The organism is Koromonas humicola, from assembly GCF_059726255.1.
In genome coordinates this window covers 3,212,771-3,231,039 of the sequence record NZ_AP040873.1, presented here as the reverse complement: position 1 = coordinate 3,231,039, position 18,269 = coordinate 3,212,771, and the positions used below count along the sequence as shown (strand labels likewise).

Genomic DNA, 18,269 nt, shown 5'->3' with positions numbered 1-18,269 from the left:
CTGAAGTGTATAGTTGAAGGGCGGCGTAGTGACTCTCTGGTGAATGGTGGCCGTCAACTCGCCAAAAGTATTCACCAACCCGTCACCTTGTGCTTCTTACGCTATTAACCGCCAAGTGAATGGTTTTTTGCTTGCCGAGCGAAGAGCAAAGCGCTCTTTTGTGAACAAACGCTGAAAACTGCCTGAATTTCCTGTGCTTTGGTTGACCCGCGAAGAGGCGTGTTGATATATTTTAGAGGTTCTGCGAGTTTGTCTGGCTTGTCTGTGTACTTTTAGTCGAGCTTTCATTAGTACGACCAGCCCGATTGGCGCTTCACGGCGTCTGCTGTTTGGGCTTCCTCGCTGAAACGAATCTGCGCTACCGGTGGTGCTATGCCACAGGCTATGTAGATTCAGGTTGCGAAACGGAACGCTCCCGGAGATAGTGAGCCGGAATCAAGTGTCACCGTCGCTGCCTCTATCCAGGAAACGTAAAGAATTCCCCGCGTGAAGTCGGCGGAGAGTATGGTCGAGCGCCGCGCAAGCGATTGTTTGACCAGCCCTAAGAAGAAATAAAAGGGTTCTGAGCGGCGGTGCCCGTTTGCGGGCTCGTCCGCTAGTGACGCCAGAGTGCGTCCGAATAAAGGAGCTGCAAGAGTGCCTACGTTTAATCAGTTGGTGCGTAAGGGCCGCAAGGCGCCCCGCTACAAGACGGCCAGTCCTGCACTGCAGGCTTGCCCGCAAAAGCGTGGAGTCTGCACCCGCGTCTACACCCAGACGCCAAAGAAACCGAACTCGGCTCTTCGTAAGGTGGCCCGTGTGCGCCTGACGAACGGAATCGAAGTGACGACCTATATTCCTGGCGTTGGCCACAACCTGCAGGAGCACTCGATTGTGCTCATTCGCGGCGGCCGCGTGAAGGATCTTCCGGGCGTTCGCTACCACGTAATCCGTGGCACGCTGGACTCGGTGGGCGTTGCCAATCGGCGGCAGGGCCGTTCTAAGTACGGAGCCAAGCGTCCGAAGTCCTAACGATTTGGCCTGCGGCTTCGGCTGCTGGCCTGTAACCGCCCGGCGTCTCGACAGGGAAACGTCTGGGAGTACCGCCCAAGAGGCAGGGAAGAGGAGTAGGGAATGCCTAGAAAAGGCCATATTGCAAAGCGCGAGCCAATGCCGGATCCAATCTACGGCTCGACGCTGGCCAACAAGTTCGTAAACAACCTGATGTGGGACGGCAAGAAGAGCACCGCGCAGGGCATCTTCTACAAGGCTATGACGCAGCTCGAACAAAAGGGCGGCGACGAGGCTTTGAAGCTGTTCAAGAAGGCTGTTGAGAATTGCAAGCCGCTGCTGGAAGTAAAGACTCGCCGCGTCGGTGGCGCGAACTACCAGGTTCCGGTCGAAGTGAATCCGGACCGTCGCACCTCGCTGGCAATTCGCTGGCTGATCTCGTATTCGCGTCAGCGTCCTGAAAAGGGCATGATCGACAAGCTCGCGAACGAGTTGCTTGATGCCGCAAACGGCAAGGGCGCCGCGATGAAGAAGAAGGAAGACGTGCACCGCATGGCTGAGGCCAACAAGGCCTTTGCCCACTATCGCTGGTAAACAGAACTACATGGCCGGAGCGGCAATAATGCCGCTCCGGTCGTGTGTGCCAGAAGCGGTGGCAGCCTGACGGGCTGAGATGACAGCAACCAGCACGGGTGAGTTCAAGGGCCGTGCATGACGTAAAGGAAACAGGTAGAAGCTTTGGCTCGAACAGTTCCATTAGAACGCTGCAGGAATATCGGCATCATGGCGCACATCGATGCCGGCAAGACGACCACGACCGAGCGCATCCTTTTCTATACCGGCCGCCTGCATCGCATTGGTGAAGTACACGAAGGCACGGCCACCATGGACTGGATGGCGCAAGAGCAGGAGCGCGGCATTACGATCACCTCGGCCGCGACCACGTGCAAGTGGAAAGACATCACGATCAACATCATCGATACGCCGGGTCACGTCGACTTCACTGCTGAAGTGGAGCGTTCGCTGCGTGTTCTCGACGGCGCGGTTGCTGTGTTTGACGCCGTCCATGGCGTAGAGCCTCAGTCCGAGACCGTATGGCGTCAGGCTGACAAGTATGCTGTGCCGCGCATTTGCTTCATCAACAAGATGGACAAGATGGGCGCGGATTTCGATCACGCTGTTGACACGATTCGCAAGCGCCTGCAGGCGCGGCCTGTGCCGATCCAGATGCCGATTGGTCAGGGCGAAAAGTTCAAGGGCTGTATCGATCTGTTCAACATGAAGGCCATCTACTGGCACGACGAAACCATGGGCGCCGACTACACGCTGGAAGAGATTCCGGCTGAGTTGTTGAAGAAGGCCCAGGCGATGCGTCAGTTGATGGTGGAAACCATTGTTGAGAACGATCCGGGCGACGCTCTGATGGGCAAATACATCGAGGGCGAAGAGATCACTGTGGACGAGTTGAGAGACTCGCTGCGCAAGTCGGTGATCGCGATCAAGATCTTCCCGGTGATTCTTGGCACCGCGTTCAAGAACAAGGGTGTTCAACCGCTGCTCGACGCAGTGGTCGACTTCCTGCCTTCGCCGCTGGATGTTCCGCCGGTTGTGGGCAAGAACCCCGACAACGGCGCGGAAGAACATCGCAAGGCTGACGACAAGGAACCGTTCTCGGCGCTGGCGTTCAAGATCATGACTGATCCGTTCGTCGGACAATTGACGTTTATCCGCGTTTACTCGGGCATCATGAAGTCGGGTGAACAGGCGTTCAACGTCAATCGTGGCAAGAGCGAGCGTATCGGCCGCCTCCTGCGCATGCATGCCAATAAGCGCGAAGAGATTTCGGAAGTGCTCGCTGGCGACATCTGCGCGGTTGTAGGCCTGAAGAACGTCACGACGGGCGACACGATCTGCGATCAAAACAAGCCGATCATGCTGGAAACGATCGAATTCCCCGACCCGGTGATTCACGTCGCCGTCGAGCCGAAGACGAAGAGCGATCAGGAGAAGATGGGCGTGGCGTTGCACAAGCTGGCCCAGGAAGATCCTACGTTCCGCGTACACACCGATCCGGAAAGCGCGCAGACGATCATCAGCGGTATGGGCGAGCTCCACTTGGAGATTATCGTCGACCGCATGATGCGCGAATTCAACGTGCAGGCCAACGTCGGCAAGCCGCAGGTGGCTTACCGCGAAACGCTGCGCAAGAACTCGGAAGCGGAAGGCAAGTATATCCGTCAGACGGGCGGCAGCGGTCAGTACGGTCACGTGAAGATTCGTCTGGCTCCGAACGAGGCAGGCAAGGGCTTCGAGTTCGAGAATGCGATCATCGGCGGTTCTGTTCCGAAGGAATACATCAAGCCGATCGAAGCTGGCATTAAGGAAGCGATGGAAGGCGGCGTACTGGCGGGCTATCCGATGGTTGACATCAAGGCCACGCTGTATGACGGCAGCTATCACGAAGTCGACTCGAACGAAATGGCGTTTAAGATTGCGGCGTCGATGGCCTTCAAGGAAGCGGCGCGCAAGGCCAGCCCGGTTCTGCTGGAGCCGGTGATGTCGGTTGAAGTTGTAGTTCCGGAAGAGTACGTGGGCATCATTATTGGCGACCTGAACAGCCGTCGCGGACGCATCGAGGCAATCGAGCATCGCGCCGGATCGCAGGTCATCAAGGCAATTGTTCCACTGGCTGAAATGTTCGGATACGCGACCAACATGCGCTCAAACACGCAGGGCCGCGCGACGTTCTCCATGCACTTTGCGCGTTACGAAGAAGCCCCCCGTTCGGTGGCCGAAGAAATCGTGGCCAAGGTACAGGGTAAGACAGCCAAGTAGATTTAACCGCGCCGCGCGTAAATGCGCGGCGCACAGCGCGGGCCGATAGCGGCCGGCAGCGATAAATAAGACGGAGCTGGAAGCAATGGCGAAAGAGAAATTTGACCGCAGCAAGCCGCACGTGAACGTTGGAACGATTGGTCACATTGACCATGGGAAGACGACGCTAACGGCGGCGATCACGAAGGTGCTTGCGAAGCACAATCCGAACATCAAGTTCCGCTCGTTTGACTCGATTGACAATGCGCCGGAAGAGCGCGAGCGCGGTATTACGATTGCGACGGCGCACGTGGAATACGAGACGGCCAATCGTCACTATGCCCACGTGGATTGCCCGGGCCACGCCGATTACATCAAGAACATGATCACCGGTGCGGCGCAGATGGACGGCGCGATCCTGGTGGTTGCGGCGACCGACGGTCCGATGCCGCAGACGAAGGAACACGTGTTGCTGGCTCGCCAGGTAGGCGTGCCCTACATCGTGGTTTTCCTGAACAAGTGCGACGCGGTTGAAGATCCTGAGCTGATCGACCTGGTCGAGATGGAAGTTCGCGAACTGCTGTCGAAGTACCAGTTCCCGGGCGACGATCTGCCGGTGATTCGCGGATCGGCCCTGGGCGCGCTGAACGGCGAAGAGAAGTGGGAAAAGACGATCGACGAGCTGATGGAGTCGGTGGACAAGAACGTTCCGCTGCCAGCGCGTGCGATTGATCAGCCGTTCCTGATGCCGATCGAAGATATCTTTTCGATCTCGGGCCGCGGCACGGTGGTTACGGGCCGTATCGAGCGCGGTAAGGTGAAGGTTGGCGAGGAAGTTGAAATCGTGGGCTTCCGCGACACCCGCAAGACGGTTGTGACCGGCGTCGAAATGTTCAAGAAGCAGCTCGACGAAGGTATGGCGGGCGACAACGCCGGCCTGCTGCTGCGCGGCATTGCGAAGGAAGACGTGGAGCGTGGCATGGTGTTGGCGAAGCCTGCATCGATCACGCCGCACACGAAGTTCAAGGGCGAAGTTTACGTGCTGTCGAAGGAAGAAGGCGGCCGCCACACTCCGTTCTTCAATGGATATCGTCCGCAGTTCTACTTCCGCACGACGGACGTGACGGGCGTGGCGAAGTTGCCGGAAGGCACCGAGATGGTGATGCCTGGCGACAACGTTACGATCGAAGTGGAACTGATCACTCCGGTGGCCATGGAAAAGGGCTTGCGCTTCGCCATTCGCGAAGGCGGCCGTACCGTGGGCGCGGGTACGATCTCCGAGATTCTGTAGTTCTGTAATTGGGCACCCGGACTTGCCAGAAGCAGGCAAGTCTGGGGCACTCGGTTCGGTAAAGATTCACGAAATTCTAGAGAAGTCGCGGCGACTATAAGACCGCACGATCTTTGAGGATCAATCAAGTGATAGGCAAAGAAAGAATCCGCATTCGTCTTAAGGCTTACGATTATCGAGTTCTGGACCAGTCGACAGGCGAAATTGTCGAGACGGCGCGCCGCACCGGCGCACAGATCGCCGGCCCGATCCCACTTCCGACAGTCAAGAACAAATATTGTGTGCTGCGCTCGCCCCACGTCGACAAAAAGTCGCGGGAACAGTTTGAAATTCGCACACATAAGCGTCTTCTTGATATTCTGGAACCGACGCAGCAGACAGTCGACGCACTGATGAAGCTCGACCTACCCGCCGGTGTCGACGTCGAAATCAAGGCTTACGGCAAAGAACACAAATAAGTGACTTCGCCCAAGTGGCGAAGTCCTCACAGTGCCCTGCGTGACTCAGACGCGGGCATGATGGAGAAAGAAGATGTCAGTTAACGGAATTCTTGGCAAGAAAGTTGGCATGACGCAGCTTTACGACGACAAGGGTGAAGTTCGCCCTGTGACCGTGCTGCAGGCAGGCCCCTGTGTAATCACACAGCTAAAGACCGCGCTTACTGACGGCTATGACGCCGCTCAGATTGGCCTGGTCGAGTTTGTGAAGGACTCGCGCCTGACGAAGGCGATGAAGGGCCACTTCGAGAAGAACAATCTTCCCCCGGTGAAGTTCATGAAGGAAGTCGCGGTGGAAGACGGAGACGGCTCCGACGGTCAGGTGAAGGTTGGCGACAAGGTCCTCGTCGATCTGTTCGACGGAACGAAGTTCGTTGATGTCTCCGGTACCAGCAAGGGTCGCGGCTTCGCGGGCGTTGTGAAGCGTCATAAGTTCGGTGGCGGCCCGGCTGCTCACGGGCACATGTTCCAGGTTCAGGGTTCGATCGGCGCGTCTTCATTCCCGTCCCGCGTTTTCCCGGGCACTCGTATGAGCGGCCACATGGGCGATGCGACGGTCACTGTGCGCAATCTTCGCGTGCTGGGCGTCGATAAGGAAGAAAATCTGCTGGTAGTTGAAGGCGCAGTACCGGGTGCAAGAGAGGGCTACGTCGTTATCAGCAAGGCCAAGAAGCCGCCTAGAGAGCGTCGCGGATTCACCGGCGAAAGCACGGCGATCAACCCGTTGAAGGCTTCGAAGCGCGCTGCCAAGGGCAAGTAATTCTGGTTCCCACATCTGCTATTGCGGCAGATGTGGGTTGCCTGTTTAAGACGATTCCTTTCGCGGCTCCAAATTGACGGAAGGAACTTCAAGGTCAGCCGAAGATGCTGACCAAGCAAAGGAAACAAGATGGCAACCATCGATGTTGTGAATCTGGCCGGCCAGAAAGTAGGAGCCTTCGAGCTCGCCGAGGAAGTATTCGGCGCAGTAAACGAAGACCTGCTTTGGGAGTCGGTCCAGCATTTCCGTGCCGCACAGCGTGCGGGCACGCATGCCACCAAGAACCGCAAGCTGGTTTCTGGTTCAGGTAAGAAACTGTGGAAGCAGAAGGGTACGGGTCGCGCCCGTGTGGGCAGCGTTCGTTCCCCTATTTGGCGTCATGGCGGCACGGTTCATGGACCACAGCCCCGCTCGTACGATTTTGCGTTCCCGCGCAAGAAGGTGCTGGGTGCACTGCGTTCGGCTCTCGCAGCGAAGTTGCAGGACGGCAACTTGGTAGTTGTTGACTCGCTTGAGCTGAAGGAAGCAAAGACGAAGTCGTTCCGTCAGGCCCTGGCCACCCTGAACTTCAAGAAGACCGCGCTGGTTGTGGAAGCAGGCTCGAACCTGAACACGAACCTGGAGCTCTCGACCCGCAACATTGAAGGCGTTGAGATGCTGTACGGTCCGGAAGTTCACCCATATCACCTGCTTCGCCATGAGCTGGCCGTGTTCTCGCAGGCCGCATTGGAAAAGCTGCAGAGCTCGCTGAAGGCCTCGGCCCCGAAGCGTAAGGCGGAGGTGGAGAATGTCTAAGTCCCCTTACCAGATCGTCCGTAAGCCCGTCATCACGGAAAAGGGATTGGGCGTCAAGGAGACCGAGAGCACGCTGGTGTTCGAAGTCGCCGCAGATGCCACGAAGACGGAAATCAAGGAAGCCGTGCAGAAAGCCTTCAAGGTGAAGGTTGCCGGCGTCCGCACTGCCAACTTCCCGGGTAAGGAGCGCCGTCGTGGCAAGTTCACCGGCTTCCGTCCTGACTGGAAGAAGGCCTATGTACGGCTTGCCGCGGGCGAGAAGATGCCCGAGTACGCACAGAACCTGTAATTTCTGTGCGGCGTAGCGACGGGAACGGTTCGGAAAAATGGACCTCCGGTCGCTAACGCCAGGCCGAAGCGGTCGCGCAACGACGCGCGACGCCGCTGGACAGGAGAACGAAACCCTATCTGCCCGGCTAAAGCGATCCCGCCAGAAGAACGGAAGGGATCTGGAAGAGAAGAACTATGGCGATCAAGACTTACAGACCGATCACTCCGACACTGCGGTTTAAGAGCTCGCAGGTCAACGACGATCTGACGACGAATCGGCCGCACAAGCCGTTGACCGAGCCGAAGATGCGTTCGGGTGGACGCCGCAATTCGGGCGACCTGACCATCTGGCATCGCGGTGGCGGCCACAAGCGCAAGATCCGCGTGATCGATTTCAAGCGCGACAAGCAGGGAATTCCGGCAACAGTCGCAACCATCGAATACGATCCGAACCGCTCGTCACGCATTGCGCTTCTGCACTATGCCGACGGTGAAAAGCGCTACATCCTGCAGCCTCTCGGGCTGAAGGTGGGTGCAAAGATTATCAGCGGTCCCGATGCCGACATCCTCGTTGGCAACGCACTTCCGTTGAAGAACATTCCGGCCGGTACGATTGTTCACAACATCGAGTTGAAGCCTGGCAAGGGCGCGCAGATGGCGCGTTCGGCCGGTGCGCAGGCTCAATTGGTGGCGAAGGAAGGCGAATACGCCCTGCTGAAGCTGCCTTCAGGCGAAACCCGCCGTGTGCTGGTCGACTGCATGGCGACGGTGGGTCAGGTGGGCAACACCGATCACGAGAACGTCTCCATCGGCAAGGCTGGCCGTACGCGCTGGCTCGGTAAGCGTCCGGTGAACCGCGGCGTAGTTATGAACCCGGTGGATCACCCGCATGGTGGTGGTGAAGGTAAGACTTCCGGCGGCCGTCACCCGGTAACCCCGTGGGGCCAGCCGACTCGCGGCTACAAGACCCGCAACAACAAACGGACCGACAAGTTCATCGTGTCGCGTCGCGGCAAGTAGGAAGGGATTATCAATGGCACGTTCTACGAAAAAAGGGCCGTTTGTAGATTCGCACCTGATCGCAAAAGTCGAAGGGATGAACGCGCGCAGCGAGAAGAAGGTGTTGCGCACCTGGTCGCGCCGTTCGACCATCACTCCGGAGATGCTCGGCCACACCATTGCGGTACATAACGGGCGCAAGTTCATTCCCGTGTATGTATCGGAAAACATGGTCGGCCACAAACTCGGCGAATTCAGCTTCACCCGTACCTTCAAGGGGCACTCGGTGAAGGCGGCTGCAGAAACCTCGGCAAAGCCGGCGAAGTAGTTCGCAGGTTTAATCCGGTTCACTGATTTGGCGAAATGTATGGGCGTCCTGCGGGACGTCCGCGAATGAGACTTGAAGGGAAGAGAACATGGAATTCACAGCGAAAGCCCGGTATGTTCGGGTATCTCCGCAGAAGGCGCGTCTGGTGCTCGGGCTGATCAAGGGCAAGCGCGTTGAGACGGCGCTGAACACGCTGGCGTTTACCAATAAGGGTATTGCGCCTGCGGTTCTGAAGCTGCTGCGCTCGGCCGTGGAGAACGCCAATTACTTGAGCGCCGAAAAGGGCTTGGATGTCGATCTCGACAATCTTTATGTCAAGAACGCCATCGCGAACGAAGGCCCGCGCATGAAGCGTATCCGCCCGGCCCCGATGGGCCGCGCATACCGCTACCAGCGGCGCATGGCTCACATTGAAATCGAGCTGGCGGAGAAGACGAAGCCCGCTGCAGCCGCCGAAGTAGAAGCCCCGGCAGCAGCACCGGCGAAGAAGTCTACGCGTAAGCCAGCCGTGAAGAAAGCGGCGGCGAAGAAGACAGCTGCCAAGAAGACCGCGCCGAAGAAGGCGAAGTCGTAGGCATCACTGGATCGCGAAGATCCAATTCAGCGGTGGCGCCAGGGCTTAGGCCCGAGTAGGCTGCCGCGAGAGAGACGAGTAATTATGGGACAGAAAGTCCATCCTTACGGATTCCGACTCGGCTACACCAAGCCGTGGAAGTCGCGCTGGTACATGGATCGCGACTATGACAAGTTCCTTGTCGAGGACATCAAGCTGAAGGACGAGCTGAAGGACAAGCTCAAGTCGGCAGGTGTCAGCTCGATCGATATCGAACGTCCGGGCAATAAGCTGCGCATCATCATTCGCACCGCGCGTCCGGGCATCATTATCGGCCGCAAGGGCGCTGAGATCGACAAACTTAAGGCCGATTTGCAGAAGAAGACGAACCGCGACGTGTTTGTGGACATTCTCGAAGTTCACAAGCCTGAGCTGGATGCTCAGCTCGTCGCCGAGTCGATTGCACTGCAACTCGAAAAGCGCGTCGGTTTCCGCCGTGCGATGCGCAAGAGCGTGGACAGCGCGTTGCGTTTCGGCTGCAAGGGTATCAAGGTTCGCGTTTCGGGCCGCCTGAACGGCAACGAAATCGCTCGCTCCGAGTGGTATCTGCAGGGTCGACTGCCGCTGCACACTCTGCGTGCCGATATCGATTACGGATTTGCGGAAGCGCACACGACCTACGGCAAGATTGGCGTGAAGACTTGGGTGTACAAAGGCGAGATCCTGCCCCAGCGTCGCCGCGAGCCGCAGACCGCGACCGCCGGACTCTAGTAAGCAAGCCGGAAAGTTCTCCAGAGGCCAGTTCCTGGAAGAACGTTGGTGAATCCGGCAGGCACATCCGCCAAGCGGGTGGCCAGAACTTGAAACTGGCAACTGGAAACTGCTTATGTTGATGCCGAAGAAAGTCAAGTACCGCAAGCAACAGCGCGGTCGTATGTGCGGCAAGGCCTGGCGCGGCTCTGAGCTGTCGTTCGGCGATTTTGGCTTGAAAGTCATGGAGCCGGGTTGGATCACCGACCGCCAGATTGAGGCGGCCCGTGTGGCAATGACCCGTTTCATTAAGCGCGGCGGCAAGATCTGGATCCGCGTATTCCCTGACAAGCCGGTCACGAAGAAGCCTGCCGAAACCCGTATGGGTAAGGGCAAGGGCGCGCCGGATCACTGGGTTGCAGTGGTTCGTCCGGGCAAGCTGCTGTTTGAGATGGAAGGCGTTAGCGTGACAGAAGCACAGGAAGCAATGCGCCTGGCTTCGCACAAGCTGCCTTTGATCACCAAGTTCGTGAAGCGCGAGGTTCTGGCTCACTAAGCGTTGGAGAGGGCCGCGAGGCCCTTCCAGTGATTACGCCAGACCCCGTTGTTGAACATAGATTCCGACGCCGGCGGCTAGACTCCGCCGGGGGTGAAGAGAAGAGAACAAATGACATCGGAAAAGATTCGTAACCTTACAGACGCCGAGCTGACTCATCAGAAGGCCGAGCTCAGCGAAGAGCTTTTCAAGCTCAAGTTCCAGCTCAAGATGGGGCAGACGGAAAGCTTGAAGAAGATGCGTGGGTTGAAGAAAGACATTGCCCGCGTGCTGACCATTCAGCGGGAAAAGCAGTTGGCCGCAGCAAAGACCGGATCGGAGAAGAAGTAGCCATGGCAGAAGAGACGAAAACCGAGAAGACCGTAGGACAGCGCAAAGTCCTGGTTGGCCAGGTCGTTTCGACCAAGATGGCGAAGACGATCGTGGTCGAGGTGAACCGCCAGAAGGCGCATCCCCTCTATCGCCGCGTGGTCAAGCGCTCGAAAAAGTTCTACGCACACGATGAACAGCAGACGGCGCGCACGGGTGATTTCGTTCGCATCGAGGAGACGCGCCCCTTGTCCCGCTTAAAGCGCTGGACACTGAAGGACATCGTGAAGCGTTCGGCGCTGGCCGCCGTGAACGCTGAAACCGCTGAAGCCGGACAGGAAACGCCGGACCAGGCTAGCTAGTCGCAATCGTGAGTCCCTTGCCGTGGTGTGAGCCCGGCGAGGGTACGATGCTGACAAACGTCTGAAGGAGATTGCACCATGGCAGTGTTTATGAGGTCCATCCTTGAGGTGGCCGACAACAGTGGGGCGCGTAAGCTGCAGATGATCCTGCCGATTGGCGGATCGACCGGACTCCGGGCCCGGATCGGCGACGTAGTGACAGCTGCGGTGAAGGAAGCTTCGCCCGAAGGCAACGTGAAGAAGGGTTCAGTTGTGAAGTGCGTGATCGTCCGCACCCGCAAGGAAACTCGTCGTCGCGACGGTTCCTATATTCGTTTTGACACGAACGCCGCAGTTCTGATCAACGCCGATGGCGAACCGGTCGGAACCCGCGTGTTTGGTCCCGTCGCCCGCGAACTTCGCGAGAAGAAGTTCTTGAAGATCGTTTCCCTGGCTCCGGAAGTTATCTAGGCTCGGGGCGGCTTCAGCGGCCGCCCTCGGGAGCTCCAGTCGGAGCGGCCCAAGACGCTGAAAGTTTTGAGAGGAAAGCATGGCAACCGTTGACATCCGCCGTAACGATACCGTGAAGGTCATCACCGGCCGCGACCAGGGAAAAGAAGGGCGCGTACTGCGTGTTTTTCCTGGCACAGGCAAGGTGCTGGTCGAACACGTTAGTATAGTAAAGAAGAACGTTCGTCCGAATCCCCAGAAGCAGATCAAGGGCGGCATCGCAGAGCAGGAATCGCCGATCTCCATCAGCAACGTGATGCTGGTGTGCGGCACCTGCGGTCCGGTTCGGGTTCGCCACGAAGTGCGTGGCGACAGCAAAGTACGCGTTTGCGCGAAGTGCGGGACGACGCTCGAGAAGAAGTAGACATTACCGAGTCGGCGCAGGCCGGTTCAATTGACCACCTCACGCAACGGTAACCACTCCGGGACCGTGAGAGAAAGCGAACAGTAGAATGGCAGCAAAAGAAACGAAGGATGCAAAACCGAAGCAGCCACAACAGGCCAAGCAGTCGAAGAAGCCCGCCAAGGTGGAGGCTGCCGAGGCGCCCGAGCAGGGTTCCAAGCCGGCACGTCCGAAGCTGAATAACGCGGCTTCGGCTCGCCTCCGTCAACGTTACTTCGCGGAAACGCGCACGGCGCTGATGAAGGAGCTGGGCCTGACCAATCCGATGGCCGCCCCAAAGCTCGAGAAGATCGTTGTCAATATGGGCGTGGGCGAAGCAACGCAGAACGCCAAGGTTCTTGATCCGGCCGTGGCCGAACTGGCCCAGATCACCGGTCAGAAGCCGGTTGTGACCCGTGCAAAGAAGTCCATCGCCGCCTTCAAGGTGCGCGAGGGAATGCCGATTGGCTGCATGGTCACCCTGCGCGGCGATCGTATGTACGAGTTCCTGGATCGCCTGATGAATGTTGCGCTGCCGCGCGTACGCGACTTCCGCGGTGTACCTTCCCGTTCGTTTGACGGACGCGGCAACTACACGCTGGGCTTGCGTGACCAGTTGATCTTCCCTGAGATCGACTACGCAAAGGTCGAGCACCAGAAGGGTATGAACATCACCATCGTCACCACAGCGAAGACCGACGAGCATGCTCGCGCTCTGCTGCGTGGACTTGGAATGCCCTTCCGCCAAGCAGGCGCTTAAGTTCCCTCTCATGGGAGCGGAAACGCTCCCATGAGAACGGTTGCAAGCTATAGCATTGAAACGCGGCTTCGGGATGCGAGCGTGATGCAGCATTTCGAGGTGAATTGAGTAAAGGAAACAATGGCTAGAACATCCAGCATCGCCAAGGACAATAAGAAGCCCAAGTTCTCTTCGCGTCAGCACAACCGCTGCAAGCTGTGCGGACGCCCGCGCGCCTATCTGCGCAAGTTCGGCCTTTGCAGGCTGTGCTTCCGCGGACTCGCCCTGCGTGGAGAGATTCCTGGAGTTTCGAAGTCGTCCTGGTAGGCGAATGGCATCGCGACCGTAATGGCCGCCAAATGCCTGAAGTCGACCCTGACCCGCGGGGGTGAGCCCCGCAATGGCTGGCACGTGGTCCGTATGTAGGACCGTCCTGCTGAGCAGGAATAGAACGTCGCCGCAGGTTCTTTCCACTGTAGCCTGAGCAAAAGCGAGGGCAGCCGGTAATCCGGTGCAGTATTGCGCAAGGCCAGCACGCGCAAGAAAGAGAACGGGCGCACGAATTCAGGAGAACGAGAATGAGCTTTACCGATCCGGTGGCAGATTTCCTGACCAGGATCCGCAATGGCATTAAGGCCCGGCACCAGAAGGTTGATGCGCCTGCTTCGAAGTTGAAGCTGGAAATCGCCCGCGTGCTGAAGGAAGAAGGCTACATTGCCAACTACAAGGCGACCGAAGAAGACGGCAAGAAGGTCATCCGCGTGTACATCAAGTACAATGCTGATAACGTTGCCGCGATCACGAACATCACCCGCGTTTCGCGTCCCGGTTGCCGTGTGTACGTCAATCGCAACGAAATTCCCCGCATTCTCGGCGGATTGGGCATTTCCATTCTGACCACCCCGAAGGGCGTTCGCAGTGGCAAGCAGGCCCGCAAGGAAGGCGTGGGCGGCGAGGTCATCTGCCAGGTTTACTAACAGACACGGGCTTCGCAGCCGGGTACGCGGCGAAAGATGCCGCTCCGGCTGCTGGCGCCCGGTGCAGACGAGGCCGGTAATCCGGTCCGGAAGCCCACCGTGGCGAAGGTCACGGCGGTGTAGGAGAGAGTAATGTCAAGAATTGGTAAGAAGCCCATTCCTCTGCCCAAGGGTGTCACGTACACTGTTGAGGGCAACCTCATCACAGTGAACGGTCCCAAGGGGACCGTTACGAACCATCTTCCCGCAGGCGTTACGCTGGCGCAGGAAGACGGTACGCTGCTTGTAAAGCGCGATGATGACTCGAAGGCCGCCGTTCATGGATTGGTTCGCGCGCTGGTGAACAACGCAGTTGTTGGTGTAACCAACGGCTGGAGTCGTGATCTGGAAATCGTTGGAATCGGCTATCGCGCAGAAATGAAGGGCAAGGGAATCGTCGTGTTCAGCCTCGGCTATTCGCACCCGATCGAGTATCCGCTGCCTACAGGCATCGACGTTACGATCGATCCGAAGCAGACCAAGCTGACGCTGACCGGCATCGACCGCCAGAAACTCGGCCAGGTTGCGGCCGAAATGCGTTCACTGCGTCCGCCTGACCCGTACAAGCAGAAGGGCGTGCGCTACGCTGGCGAGAAGCTGAAGAAGAAGGTCGGCAAGACTGGCGCCAAGTAAAGGATCAGGGTGAAGGCTCACGTTGTGAGCTGAGCCCAAACGGCGAGAATCGATTCTCGCCATCACACTGCGAAGCTTCGCAGCCGAAGCGGCGGAAATCCAATCCCGTTCCGGCTGCAATGCTAAGCCCTCGGACGAGAATCCGGTGGGCGTCCGCACAACCTCGGCGAAGTTATTCGCTGGGACAGACCGGTCCCCGGTACCGGAAGAAAGCAGCGTAAGCTGCTTGATTCGAGACCCGGGAAGAAGGCCGGAGCGAAGGACAAGAAGAATGCTGACAAAGACTTCCAAGAACGCAACGCGCGAGAAGATCCACACAAGGATCCGCAAGAAGCTCGCCGGCACCACTGAGCGCCCGCGCCTGAACGTGTATCGTTCGGTCAACCACATCTACGTGCAGCTTATTGACGACGTGAAGCACGCCACGATCGTCTCCGCCAGCTCGCTCGAACAGGGCAAGGACGGCAAAAAGCACATTGCAGGCGGCAACATTGCCGCAGCCAAGCAGGTTGGAAAGCTGGTCGCTGAGCGCGCCAAGGCGAAGGGTATCGAAGCGGTAGTTTTCGATCGCGGCGGTTATCTGTACCACGGACGCATCAAGGCGATTGCCGATGCTGCCCGCGAGGCCGGTCTTAAGTTCTAGTCCCGAAAGCCGCGAAGGCTCGACAGGGTGCGACGTTAAAGCGGGCGAGGTGAAAACCGTTAGTCCGCATGATTTCGGAGATCGCAGGCGCGGTCTCCAGGAGAATCGATAGCAAATGGCAATCGTCAAGAAAAAGCTCGATGCCGGTCAGTACAACCTGAAGGACCAGGTTGTGAACATCAACCGCGTGACGAAGGTCGTCAAGGGCGGTAAGAACATGTCGTTCGCAGCCTTGGTAGTGATCGGCGATCCGGCCACCGGAGTGGTCGGCTATGGTTCCGGCAAAGCCAAGGAAGTTCCCCAGGCGATCCGCAAGGGAATTGAATCGGCGAAGAAGAACCTGATTAAGGTGAACCTGACCGAGACTTCCATCCCGCACATTTCGCTCGGCCGTTACGGCTCGGGCCGTGTGCTGCTCAAGCCCGCACCCGAAGGTACTGGCGTGATCGCCGGTGGCGCGGTGCGCGCTGTGATGACCTCGGCGGGTATTCAGAACGTGCTGACGAAATCGATCGGCACGACAAACCCACACAATGTGATCAAGGCTACGTTTGACGCTCTGCGAAAGCTGCGTGACCGTGCCGAAGTTGCCGCCAATCGCGGCAAGGCCGTGGAGGAGCTCTAAACCATGCCACGTCAACGGACAAAGACTCCTAGGGTGCAGGCTGCGGCTGGCACCAAGATGAAGCTGAAGTGGGTCGTCTCCCAGAACAGCACACCTGAGAAACAGCGCCTCGTTATCAAGGGCCTCGGCTTTACTCACCTGAACCAGGTGATCGAGCGCGAGGACACCCTCTCGATCCGTGGCATGGTTGCCAAGGTGCCGCATCTGGTGAAGATCATCGGCGAGTAAGCCGAAGATCGAAGGATTGGCACCCGATACGAGTGCTGAAGGCGAAGCTACAAGCCGCCGAATGAGCACTCGCAAACCGAGTCGCTGGCCTAGCCAGCGGCGCCAGGAAACAGTCCGCTCGCCACGGGGAACACTCCGAATCATTGCGGAGATGTTCGGCTGTCACAGACAGCCCATCGGCATGTTTGGCACCATGCAAGGAAACGAACAATGAATCTGTCAACGCTTCGAAAGCCAGCGAAGGCGAACGAAAACCGCAAGCGTGTGGGCCGCGGTATGGGCTCCGGCATGGGTAAGACTTCGACCCGTGGACACAAGGGACAGCGCTCCCGTTCGGGCTCGCGCAGTATGCGCGGATTTGAAGGCGGCCAGATGCCGCTGCACCGCCGCCTGCCAAAGCGCGGCTTTGTCAACATTTTCAAGAAGGAATTCCAGGTAGTAAATCTGTCGCGACTGGCAGAGCTGGGCGTTGCTGAATTGACTCCGGAAGTTCTTTTCGAACGCGGAGTTATCAGCAAGAAGACGGGCCTGGTGAAGGTGCTGGGAGTTGGGGAACTCACCACCGCTATCACCGTGCACGCTCACAAGTTCAGCGAAACGGCACAGCAGAAGATTACCGCCGCGGGTGGCAAGGCTGAGATCATCGCAGTCAAGCAGCCTGCTCCGATCGAACGCGGCAAGAAGTAAGATCACCCGAGCCCGCCTGCAGCGAACAGGCGGGCTGGGTCCGATTACTCCGACAGGAATGGTCGAGACCCGAACAGCATAGGCATCGAGGCCCTTTTCACCATGTTCGAGAAGCTGGCGAACATCTTTAAAATTCCGGATCTCCGCAAGCGCGTTCTCTTTACGCTTGCCCTGCTCGCCGTTTACCGCATCGGCGGCCACCTGCCAACACCCGGCATCGACCCTGCCGCACTCTCTCGTCTGTTCGAAAGCGCCAGTGGCGGTTTGCTTGGCTTTGTCGATCTGTTCAGTGGCGGCAACCTGCGTCGATTGACGATCTTCGCCCTGGGCATCATGCCCTACATTACCGCGTCGATCATTCTGCAGTTGCTAACCGTGGTGTATGAGCCACTGGCTCGCTTGCAGAAGGAAGGCGAACTGGGACGCAAGAAGATCACCCAGTGGACCCGCTATCTAACCGTTATCCTGAGCGCCTTGCAGTCCTTCGGAATTGCAATGACCCTCGAGCGCGGTATTGGCGGCGAGCAGCTTGTGCGCAATCCTGGTTTTGGGTTCGTATTGATGACGATCCTGACCCTGACGACCGGAACCACATTCATTATGTGGCTTGGTGAGCAGATCACACAGCGCGGTATCGGCAATGGTATGTCGCTGATCATCTTCACCGGCATCGTCGTCGGTCTGCCTCGCGCGGTGGTCGAACTGTGGCAGAAAGCCAGCAGCGGTGGAGCGCTTGGGCCAATCGGCATCCTGGTGTTGTTAGCCGTGATGGTCGTGGTGGTTGCGTTCATCGTGTTTGTAGAACGCTCAGAACGTCGCATCCCGGTGCAGTATGCAAAGCGTGTTGTAGGCCGTAAGGTAATGGGCGGTCAGTCTACCCACTTGCCCTTGCGCGTCAACTCCGGCGGCGTTATGCCCGTGATCTTCGCGAGCTCGGTGCTTACGCTTCCGCAGACAGTTGGCTACGCTCTGCAGAACAATAAGTATTTCGGCAGCTTCTTCGCTGGGCTGAGTAAGGCTCTCGGCTGGGGCGAACCGCTGCACACGTTCCTGTATGCGGTGGGCATTCTTTTCTTTGCCTACTTCTATGTCTCGATCGTGTTCAATCCGAAGGACGTCAGTGACAACATGCAGAAGTACGGCGGATTTATCCCGGGCATTCGTCCAGGCGCACGTACAAGCAACTACATCAATGACGTACTTACCCGTATCACCTTGGTGGGAGCGTTGTACCTGATCATCATTTCGCTGATTCCGGAATGGATGATTGCTGGTATTCATCTTAACAATCTGCCGGTGTGGATGGGCGGCGCGCTCTTTGATCGTCTGCCGAACTGGATTCTGCACGGCCTTAATGTGAACTTCTACTTCGGTGGTACCTCGCTCCTGATCGTGGTAGGTGTGGCAATGGACACGGTCAACCAGATTGAATCGCAACTGATCATGCGCCATTACGAAGGGTTTACGCCAAAAAGTGGTCGCATTAGAGGCCGCAGAGCGTGGTAAAGTACCTAGCCTCGGCATGGGATTAGATCAAGTGTCGGAGGCTACGC

26 protein-coding genes are annotated in these 18,269 nt (G+C 58.0%); all 26 read left to right on the top strand.

The genetic code is table 11. The features are described from left to right. The first annotated feature begins 636 nt into the window (after positions 1–636). The 26 genes from rpsL to secY all read left to right on the top strand — a co-directional run bounded on the left by rpsL (position 637) and on the right by secY (position 18,222). Entirely contained in the window at positions 637–1,011 is a 375-nt protein-coding gene (gene rpsL / locus AC6IZD_RS14075) for a 30S ribosomal protein S12 (protein WP_497783947.1), read from the top strand. A gap of 102 nt (positions 1,012–1,113) precedes the next feature. Next, on the top strand, positions 1,114–1,584 hold the full coding sequence (gene rpsG, locus AC6IZD_RS14070; protein ID WP_497783946.1) for a 30S ribosomal protein S7: 471 nt from the start codon (positions 1,114–1,116) through the stop codon (positions 1,582–1,584). 144 nt (positions 1,585–1,728) lie between these two features. Next, positions 1,729–3,825: an elongation factor G gene (gene fusA / locus AC6IZD_RS14065; protein ID WP_497783945.1), complete on the top strand. Its 2,097-nt coding sequence runs from the start codon at positions 1,729–1,731 to the stop codon at positions 3,823–3,825. An 85-nt stretch (positions 3,826–3,910) separates the two neighbouring features. Then, entirely contained in the window at positions 3,911–5,095 is a 1,185-nt protein-coding gene (tuf, locus tag AC6IZD_RS14060; RefSeq protein WP_497783944.1) for an elongation factor Tu, read from the top strand. A 128-nt stretch (positions 5,096–5,223) separates the two neighbouring features. Continuing rightward, positions 5,224–5,553 carry a 30S ribosomal protein S10 gene (rpsJ, locus tag AC6IZD_RS14055; protein WP_497783943.1) on the top strand — a complete coding sequence of 110 codons (330 nt, stop codon included), beginning with the start codon at positions 5,224–5,226 and terminating at the stop codon, positions 5,551–5,553. Between the two features lie 73 nt (positions 5,554–5,626). Next, a complete protein-coding gene (rplC, locus tag AC6IZD_RS14050; RefSeq protein WP_497783942.1) occupies positions 5,627–6,352 on the top strand; it encodes a 50S ribosomal protein L3 in 726 nt (241 codons plus the stop codon). A gap of 129 nt (positions 6,353–6,481) precedes the next feature. Beyond that, on the top strand, positions 6,482–7,147 hold the full coding sequence (gene rplD, locus AC6IZD_RS14045; RefSeq protein ID WP_497783941.1) for a 50S ribosomal protein L4: 666 nt from the start codon (positions 6,482–6,484) through the stop codon (positions 7,145–7,147). Next, a complete protein-coding gene (locus AC6IZD_RS14040) occupies positions 7,140–7,436 on the top strand; it encodes a 50S ribosomal protein L23 (protein WP_497774664.1) in 297 nt (98 codons plus the stop codon). Before rplD ends, AC6IZD_RS14040 begins: the two co-directional genes overlap by 8 nt. Positions 7,437–7,612: 176 nt before the next feature. Further along, on the top strand, positions 7,613–8,437 hold the full coding sequence (gene rplB / locus AC6IZD_RS14035) for a 50S ribosomal protein L2 (RefSeq protein WP_497783940.1): 825 nt from the start codon (positions 7,613–7,615) through the stop codon (positions 8,435–8,437). Between the two features lie 13 nt (positions 8,438–8,450). Further along, the gene (gene rpsS, locus AC6IZD_RS14030) at positions 8,451–8,744 is read left to right on the top strand and encodes a 30S ribosomal protein S19 (protein WP_497783939.1); all 294 of its coding nucleotides are present in this window, start codon (positions 8,451–8,453) and stop codon (positions 8,742–8,744) included. Positions 8,745–8,832: 88 nt separating this feature from the next. Next, positions 8,833–9,318, top strand: coding sequence for a 50S ribosomal protein L22 (rplV, locus tag AC6IZD_RS14025; protein WP_497783938.1), 486 nt, complete (start codon positions 8,833–8,835; stop codon positions 9,316–9,318). Positions 9,319–9,402: 84 nt separating this feature from the next. Then, positions 9,403–10,068, top strand: coding sequence for a 30S ribosomal protein S3 (gene rpsC, locus AC6IZD_RS14020; RefSeq protein ID WP_497783937.1), 666 nt, complete (start codon positions 9,403–9,405; stop codon positions 10,066–10,068). A 115-nt stretch (positions 10,069–10,183) separates the two neighbouring features. Continuing rightward, positions 10,184–10,603 carry a 50S ribosomal protein L16 gene (rplP, locus tag AC6IZD_RS14015; protein WP_497774659.1) on the top strand — a complete coding sequence of 140 codons (420 nt, stop codon included), beginning with the start codon at positions 10,184–10,186 and terminating at the stop codon, positions 10,601–10,603. A 111-nt stretch (positions 10,604–10,714) separates the two neighbouring features. Continuing rightward, on the top strand, positions 10,715–10,933 hold the full coding sequence (gene rpmC / locus AC6IZD_RS14010; protein WP_497783936.1) for a 50S ribosomal protein L29: 219 nt from the start codon (positions 10,715–10,717) through the stop codon (positions 10,931–10,933). A gap of 2 nt (positions 10,934–10,935) precedes the next feature. Beyond that, positions 10,936–11,274, top strand: a complete 339-nt coding sequence (rpsQ, locus tag AC6IZD_RS14005) for a 30S ribosomal protein S17 (protein ID WP_497783935.1) — start codon at positions 10,936–10,938, stop codon at positions 11,272–11,274. A 78-nt stretch (positions 11,275–11,352) separates the two neighbouring features. Beyond that, positions 11,353–11,724 carry a 50S ribosomal protein L14 gene (gene rplN, locus AC6IZD_RS14000; RefSeq protein ID WP_497783934.1) on the top strand — a complete coding sequence of 124 codons (372 nt, stop codon included), beginning with the start codon at positions 11,353–11,355 and terminating at the stop codon, positions 11,722–11,724. A gap of 79 nt (positions 11,725–11,803) precedes the next feature. Beyond that, positions 11,804–12,127, top strand: coding sequence for a 50S ribosomal protein L24 (gene rplX / locus AC6IZD_RS13995; protein WP_497783933.1), 324 nt, complete (start codon positions 11,804–11,806; stop codon positions 12,125–12,127). 88 nt (positions 12,128–12,215) lie between these two features. Then, positions 12,216–12,905: a 50S ribosomal protein L5 gene (gene rplE, locus AC6IZD_RS13990; protein WP_497783932.1), complete on the top strand. Its 690-nt coding sequence runs from the start codon at positions 12,216–12,218 to the stop codon at positions 12,903–12,905. Positions 12,906–13,025: 120 nt separating this feature from the next. Further along, entirely contained in the window at positions 13,026–13,211 is a 186-nt protein-coding gene (locus AC6IZD_RS13985) for a type Z 30S ribosomal protein S14 (protein ID WP_497774653.1), read from the top strand. A gap of 251 nt (positions 13,212–13,462) precedes the next feature. Further along, positions 13,463–13,861: a 30S ribosomal protein S8 gene (gene rpsH, locus AC6IZD_RS13980; protein ID WP_497783931.1), complete on the top strand. Its 399-nt coding sequence runs from the start codon at positions 13,463–13,465 to the stop codon at positions 13,859–13,861. A 132-nt stretch (positions 13,862–13,993) separates the two neighbouring features. After that, positions 13,994–14,533: a 50S ribosomal protein L6 gene (gene rplF / locus AC6IZD_RS13975; protein ID WP_497783930.1), complete on the top strand. Its 540-nt coding sequence runs from the start codon at positions 13,994–13,996 to the stop codon at positions 14,531–14,533. Positions 14,534–14,804: 271 nt separating this feature from the next. Next, positions 14,805–15,176 carry a 50S ribosomal protein L18 gene (gene rplR / locus AC6IZD_RS13970; RefSeq protein WP_497783929.1) on the top strand — a complete coding sequence of 124 codons (372 nt, stop codon included), beginning with the start codon at positions 14,805–14,807 and terminating at the stop codon, positions 15,174–15,176. 115 nt (positions 15,177–15,291) lie between these two features. Beyond that, positions 15,292–15,801 (top strand): 30S ribosomal protein S5, encoded by a 510-nt coding sequence (gene rpsE, locus AC6IZD_RS13965; protein ID WP_497783928.1) that lies wholly within the window; start codon positions 15,292–15,294, stop codon positions 15,799–15,801. A gap of 3 nt (positions 15,802–15,804) precedes the next feature. Beyond that, positions 15,805–16,029 (top strand): 50S ribosomal protein L30, encoded by a 225-nt coding sequence (gene rpmD / locus AC6IZD_RS13960; protein WP_497783927.1) that lies wholly within the window; start codon positions 15,805–15,807, stop codon positions 16,027–16,029. Between the two features lie 210 nt (positions 16,030–16,239). Then, on the top strand, positions 16,240–16,716 hold the full coding sequence (gene rplO / locus AC6IZD_RS13955) for a 50S ribosomal protein L15 (protein WP_497783926.1): 477 nt from the start codon (positions 16,240–16,242) through the stop codon (positions 16,714–16,716). A 102-nt stretch (positions 16,717–16,818) separates the two neighbouring features. Continuing rightward, a complete protein-coding gene (gene secY, locus AC6IZD_RS13950) occupies positions 16,819–18,222 on the top strand; it encodes a preprotein translocase subunit SecY (protein WP_497783925.1) in 1,404 nt (467 codons plus the stop codon). Positions 18,223–18,269 lie beyond the last annotated feature (47 nt).

Excerpts from the sequence above, each read along its gene's own strand:
- tuf (WP_497783944.1), top strand. The coding sequence starts at position 3,911 with ATGGCGAAAGAGAAATTTGACCGCAGCAAGCCGCACGTGAACGTTGGA.
- rplD (WP_497783941.1), top strand. The coding sequence starts at position 6,482 with ATGGCAACCATCGATGTTGTGAATCTGGCCGGCCAGAAAGTAGGAGCC.
- rplX (WP_497783933.1), top strand. The coding sequence starts at position 11,804 with ATGGCAACCGTTGACATCCGCCGTAACGATACCGTGAAGGTCATCACC.
- rpsG (WP_497783946.1), top strand. The coding sequence starts at position 1,114 with ATGCCTAGAAAAGGCCATATTGCAAAGCGCGAGCCAATGCCGGATCCA.
- secY (WP_497783925.1), top strand. The coding sequence starts at position 16,819 with ATGTTCGAGAAGCTGGCGAACATCTTTAAAATTCCGGATCTCCGCAAG.
- rplO (WP_497783926.1), top strand. The coding sequence starts at position 16,240 with ATGAATCTGTCAACGCTTCGAAAGCCAGCGAAGGCGAACGAAAACCGC.
- AC6IZD_RS14040 (WP_497774664.1), top strand. The coding sequence starts at position 7,140 with ATGTCTAAGTCCCCTTACCAGATCGTCCGTAAGCCCGTCATCACGGAA.
- rplR (WP_497783929.1), top strand. The coding sequence starts at position 14,805 with ATGCTGACAAAGACTTCCAAGAACGCAACGCGCGAGAAGATCCACACA.
- rplV (WP_497783938.1), top strand. The coding sequence starts at position 8,833 with ATGGAATTCACAGCGAAAGCCCGGTATGTTCGGGTATCTCCGCAGAAG.
- rpsS (WP_497783939.1), top strand. The coding sequence starts at position 8,451 with ATGGCACGTTCTACGAAAAAAGGGCCGTTTGTAGATTCGCACCTGATC.
- rplE (WP_497783932.1), top strand. The coding sequence starts at position 12,216 with ATGGCAGCAAAAGAAACGAAGGATGCAAAACCGAAGCAGCCACAACAG.
- rpmC (WP_497783936.1), top strand. The coding sequence starts at position 10,715 with ATGACATCGGAAAAGATTCGTAACCTTACAGACGCCGAGCTGACTCAT.
- rplC (WP_497783942.1), top strand. The coding sequence starts at position 5,627 with ATGTCAGTTAACGGAATTCTTGGCAAGAAAGTTGGCATGACGCAGCTT.
- rplP (WP_497774659.1), top strand. The coding sequence starts at position 10,184 with ATGTTGATGCCGAAGAAAGTCAAGTACCGCAAGCAACAGCGCGGTCGT.
- rpsC (WP_497783937.1), top strand. The coding sequence starts at position 9,403 with ATGGGACAGAAAGTCCATCCTTACGGATTCCGACTCGGCTACACCAAG.
- AC6IZD_RS13985 (WP_497774653.1), top strand. The coding sequence starts at position 13,026 with ATGGCTAGAACATCCAGCATCGCCAAGGACAATAAGAAGCCCAAGTTC.
- rplF (WP_497783930.1), top strand. The coding sequence starts at position 13,994 with ATGTCAAGAATTGGTAAGAAGCCCATTCCTCTGCCCAAGGGTGTCACG.
- rpsH (WP_497783931.1), top strand. The coding sequence starts at position 13,463 with ATGAGCTTTACCGATCCGGTGGCAGATTTCCTGACCAGGATCCGCAAT.
- rplN (WP_497783934.1), top strand. The coding sequence starts at position 11,353 with ATGGCAGTGTTTATGAGGTCCATCCTTGAGGTGGCCGACAACAGTGGG.
- rpmD (WP_497783927.1), top strand. The coding sequence starts at position 15,805 with ATGCCACGTCAACGGACAAAGACTCCTAGGGTGCAGGCTGCGGCTGGC.
- rpsQ (WP_497783935.1), top strand. The coding sequence starts at position 10,936 with ATGGCAGAAGAGACGAAAACCGAGAAGACCGTAGGACAGCGCAAAGTC.
- rplB (WP_497783940.1), top strand. The coding sequence starts at position 7,613 with ATGGCGATCAAGACTTACAGACCGATCACTCCGACACTGCGGTTTAAG.
- rpsE (WP_497783928.1), top strand. The coding sequence starts at position 15,292 with ATGGCAATCGTCAAGAAAAAGCTCGATGCCGGTCAGTACAACCTGAAG.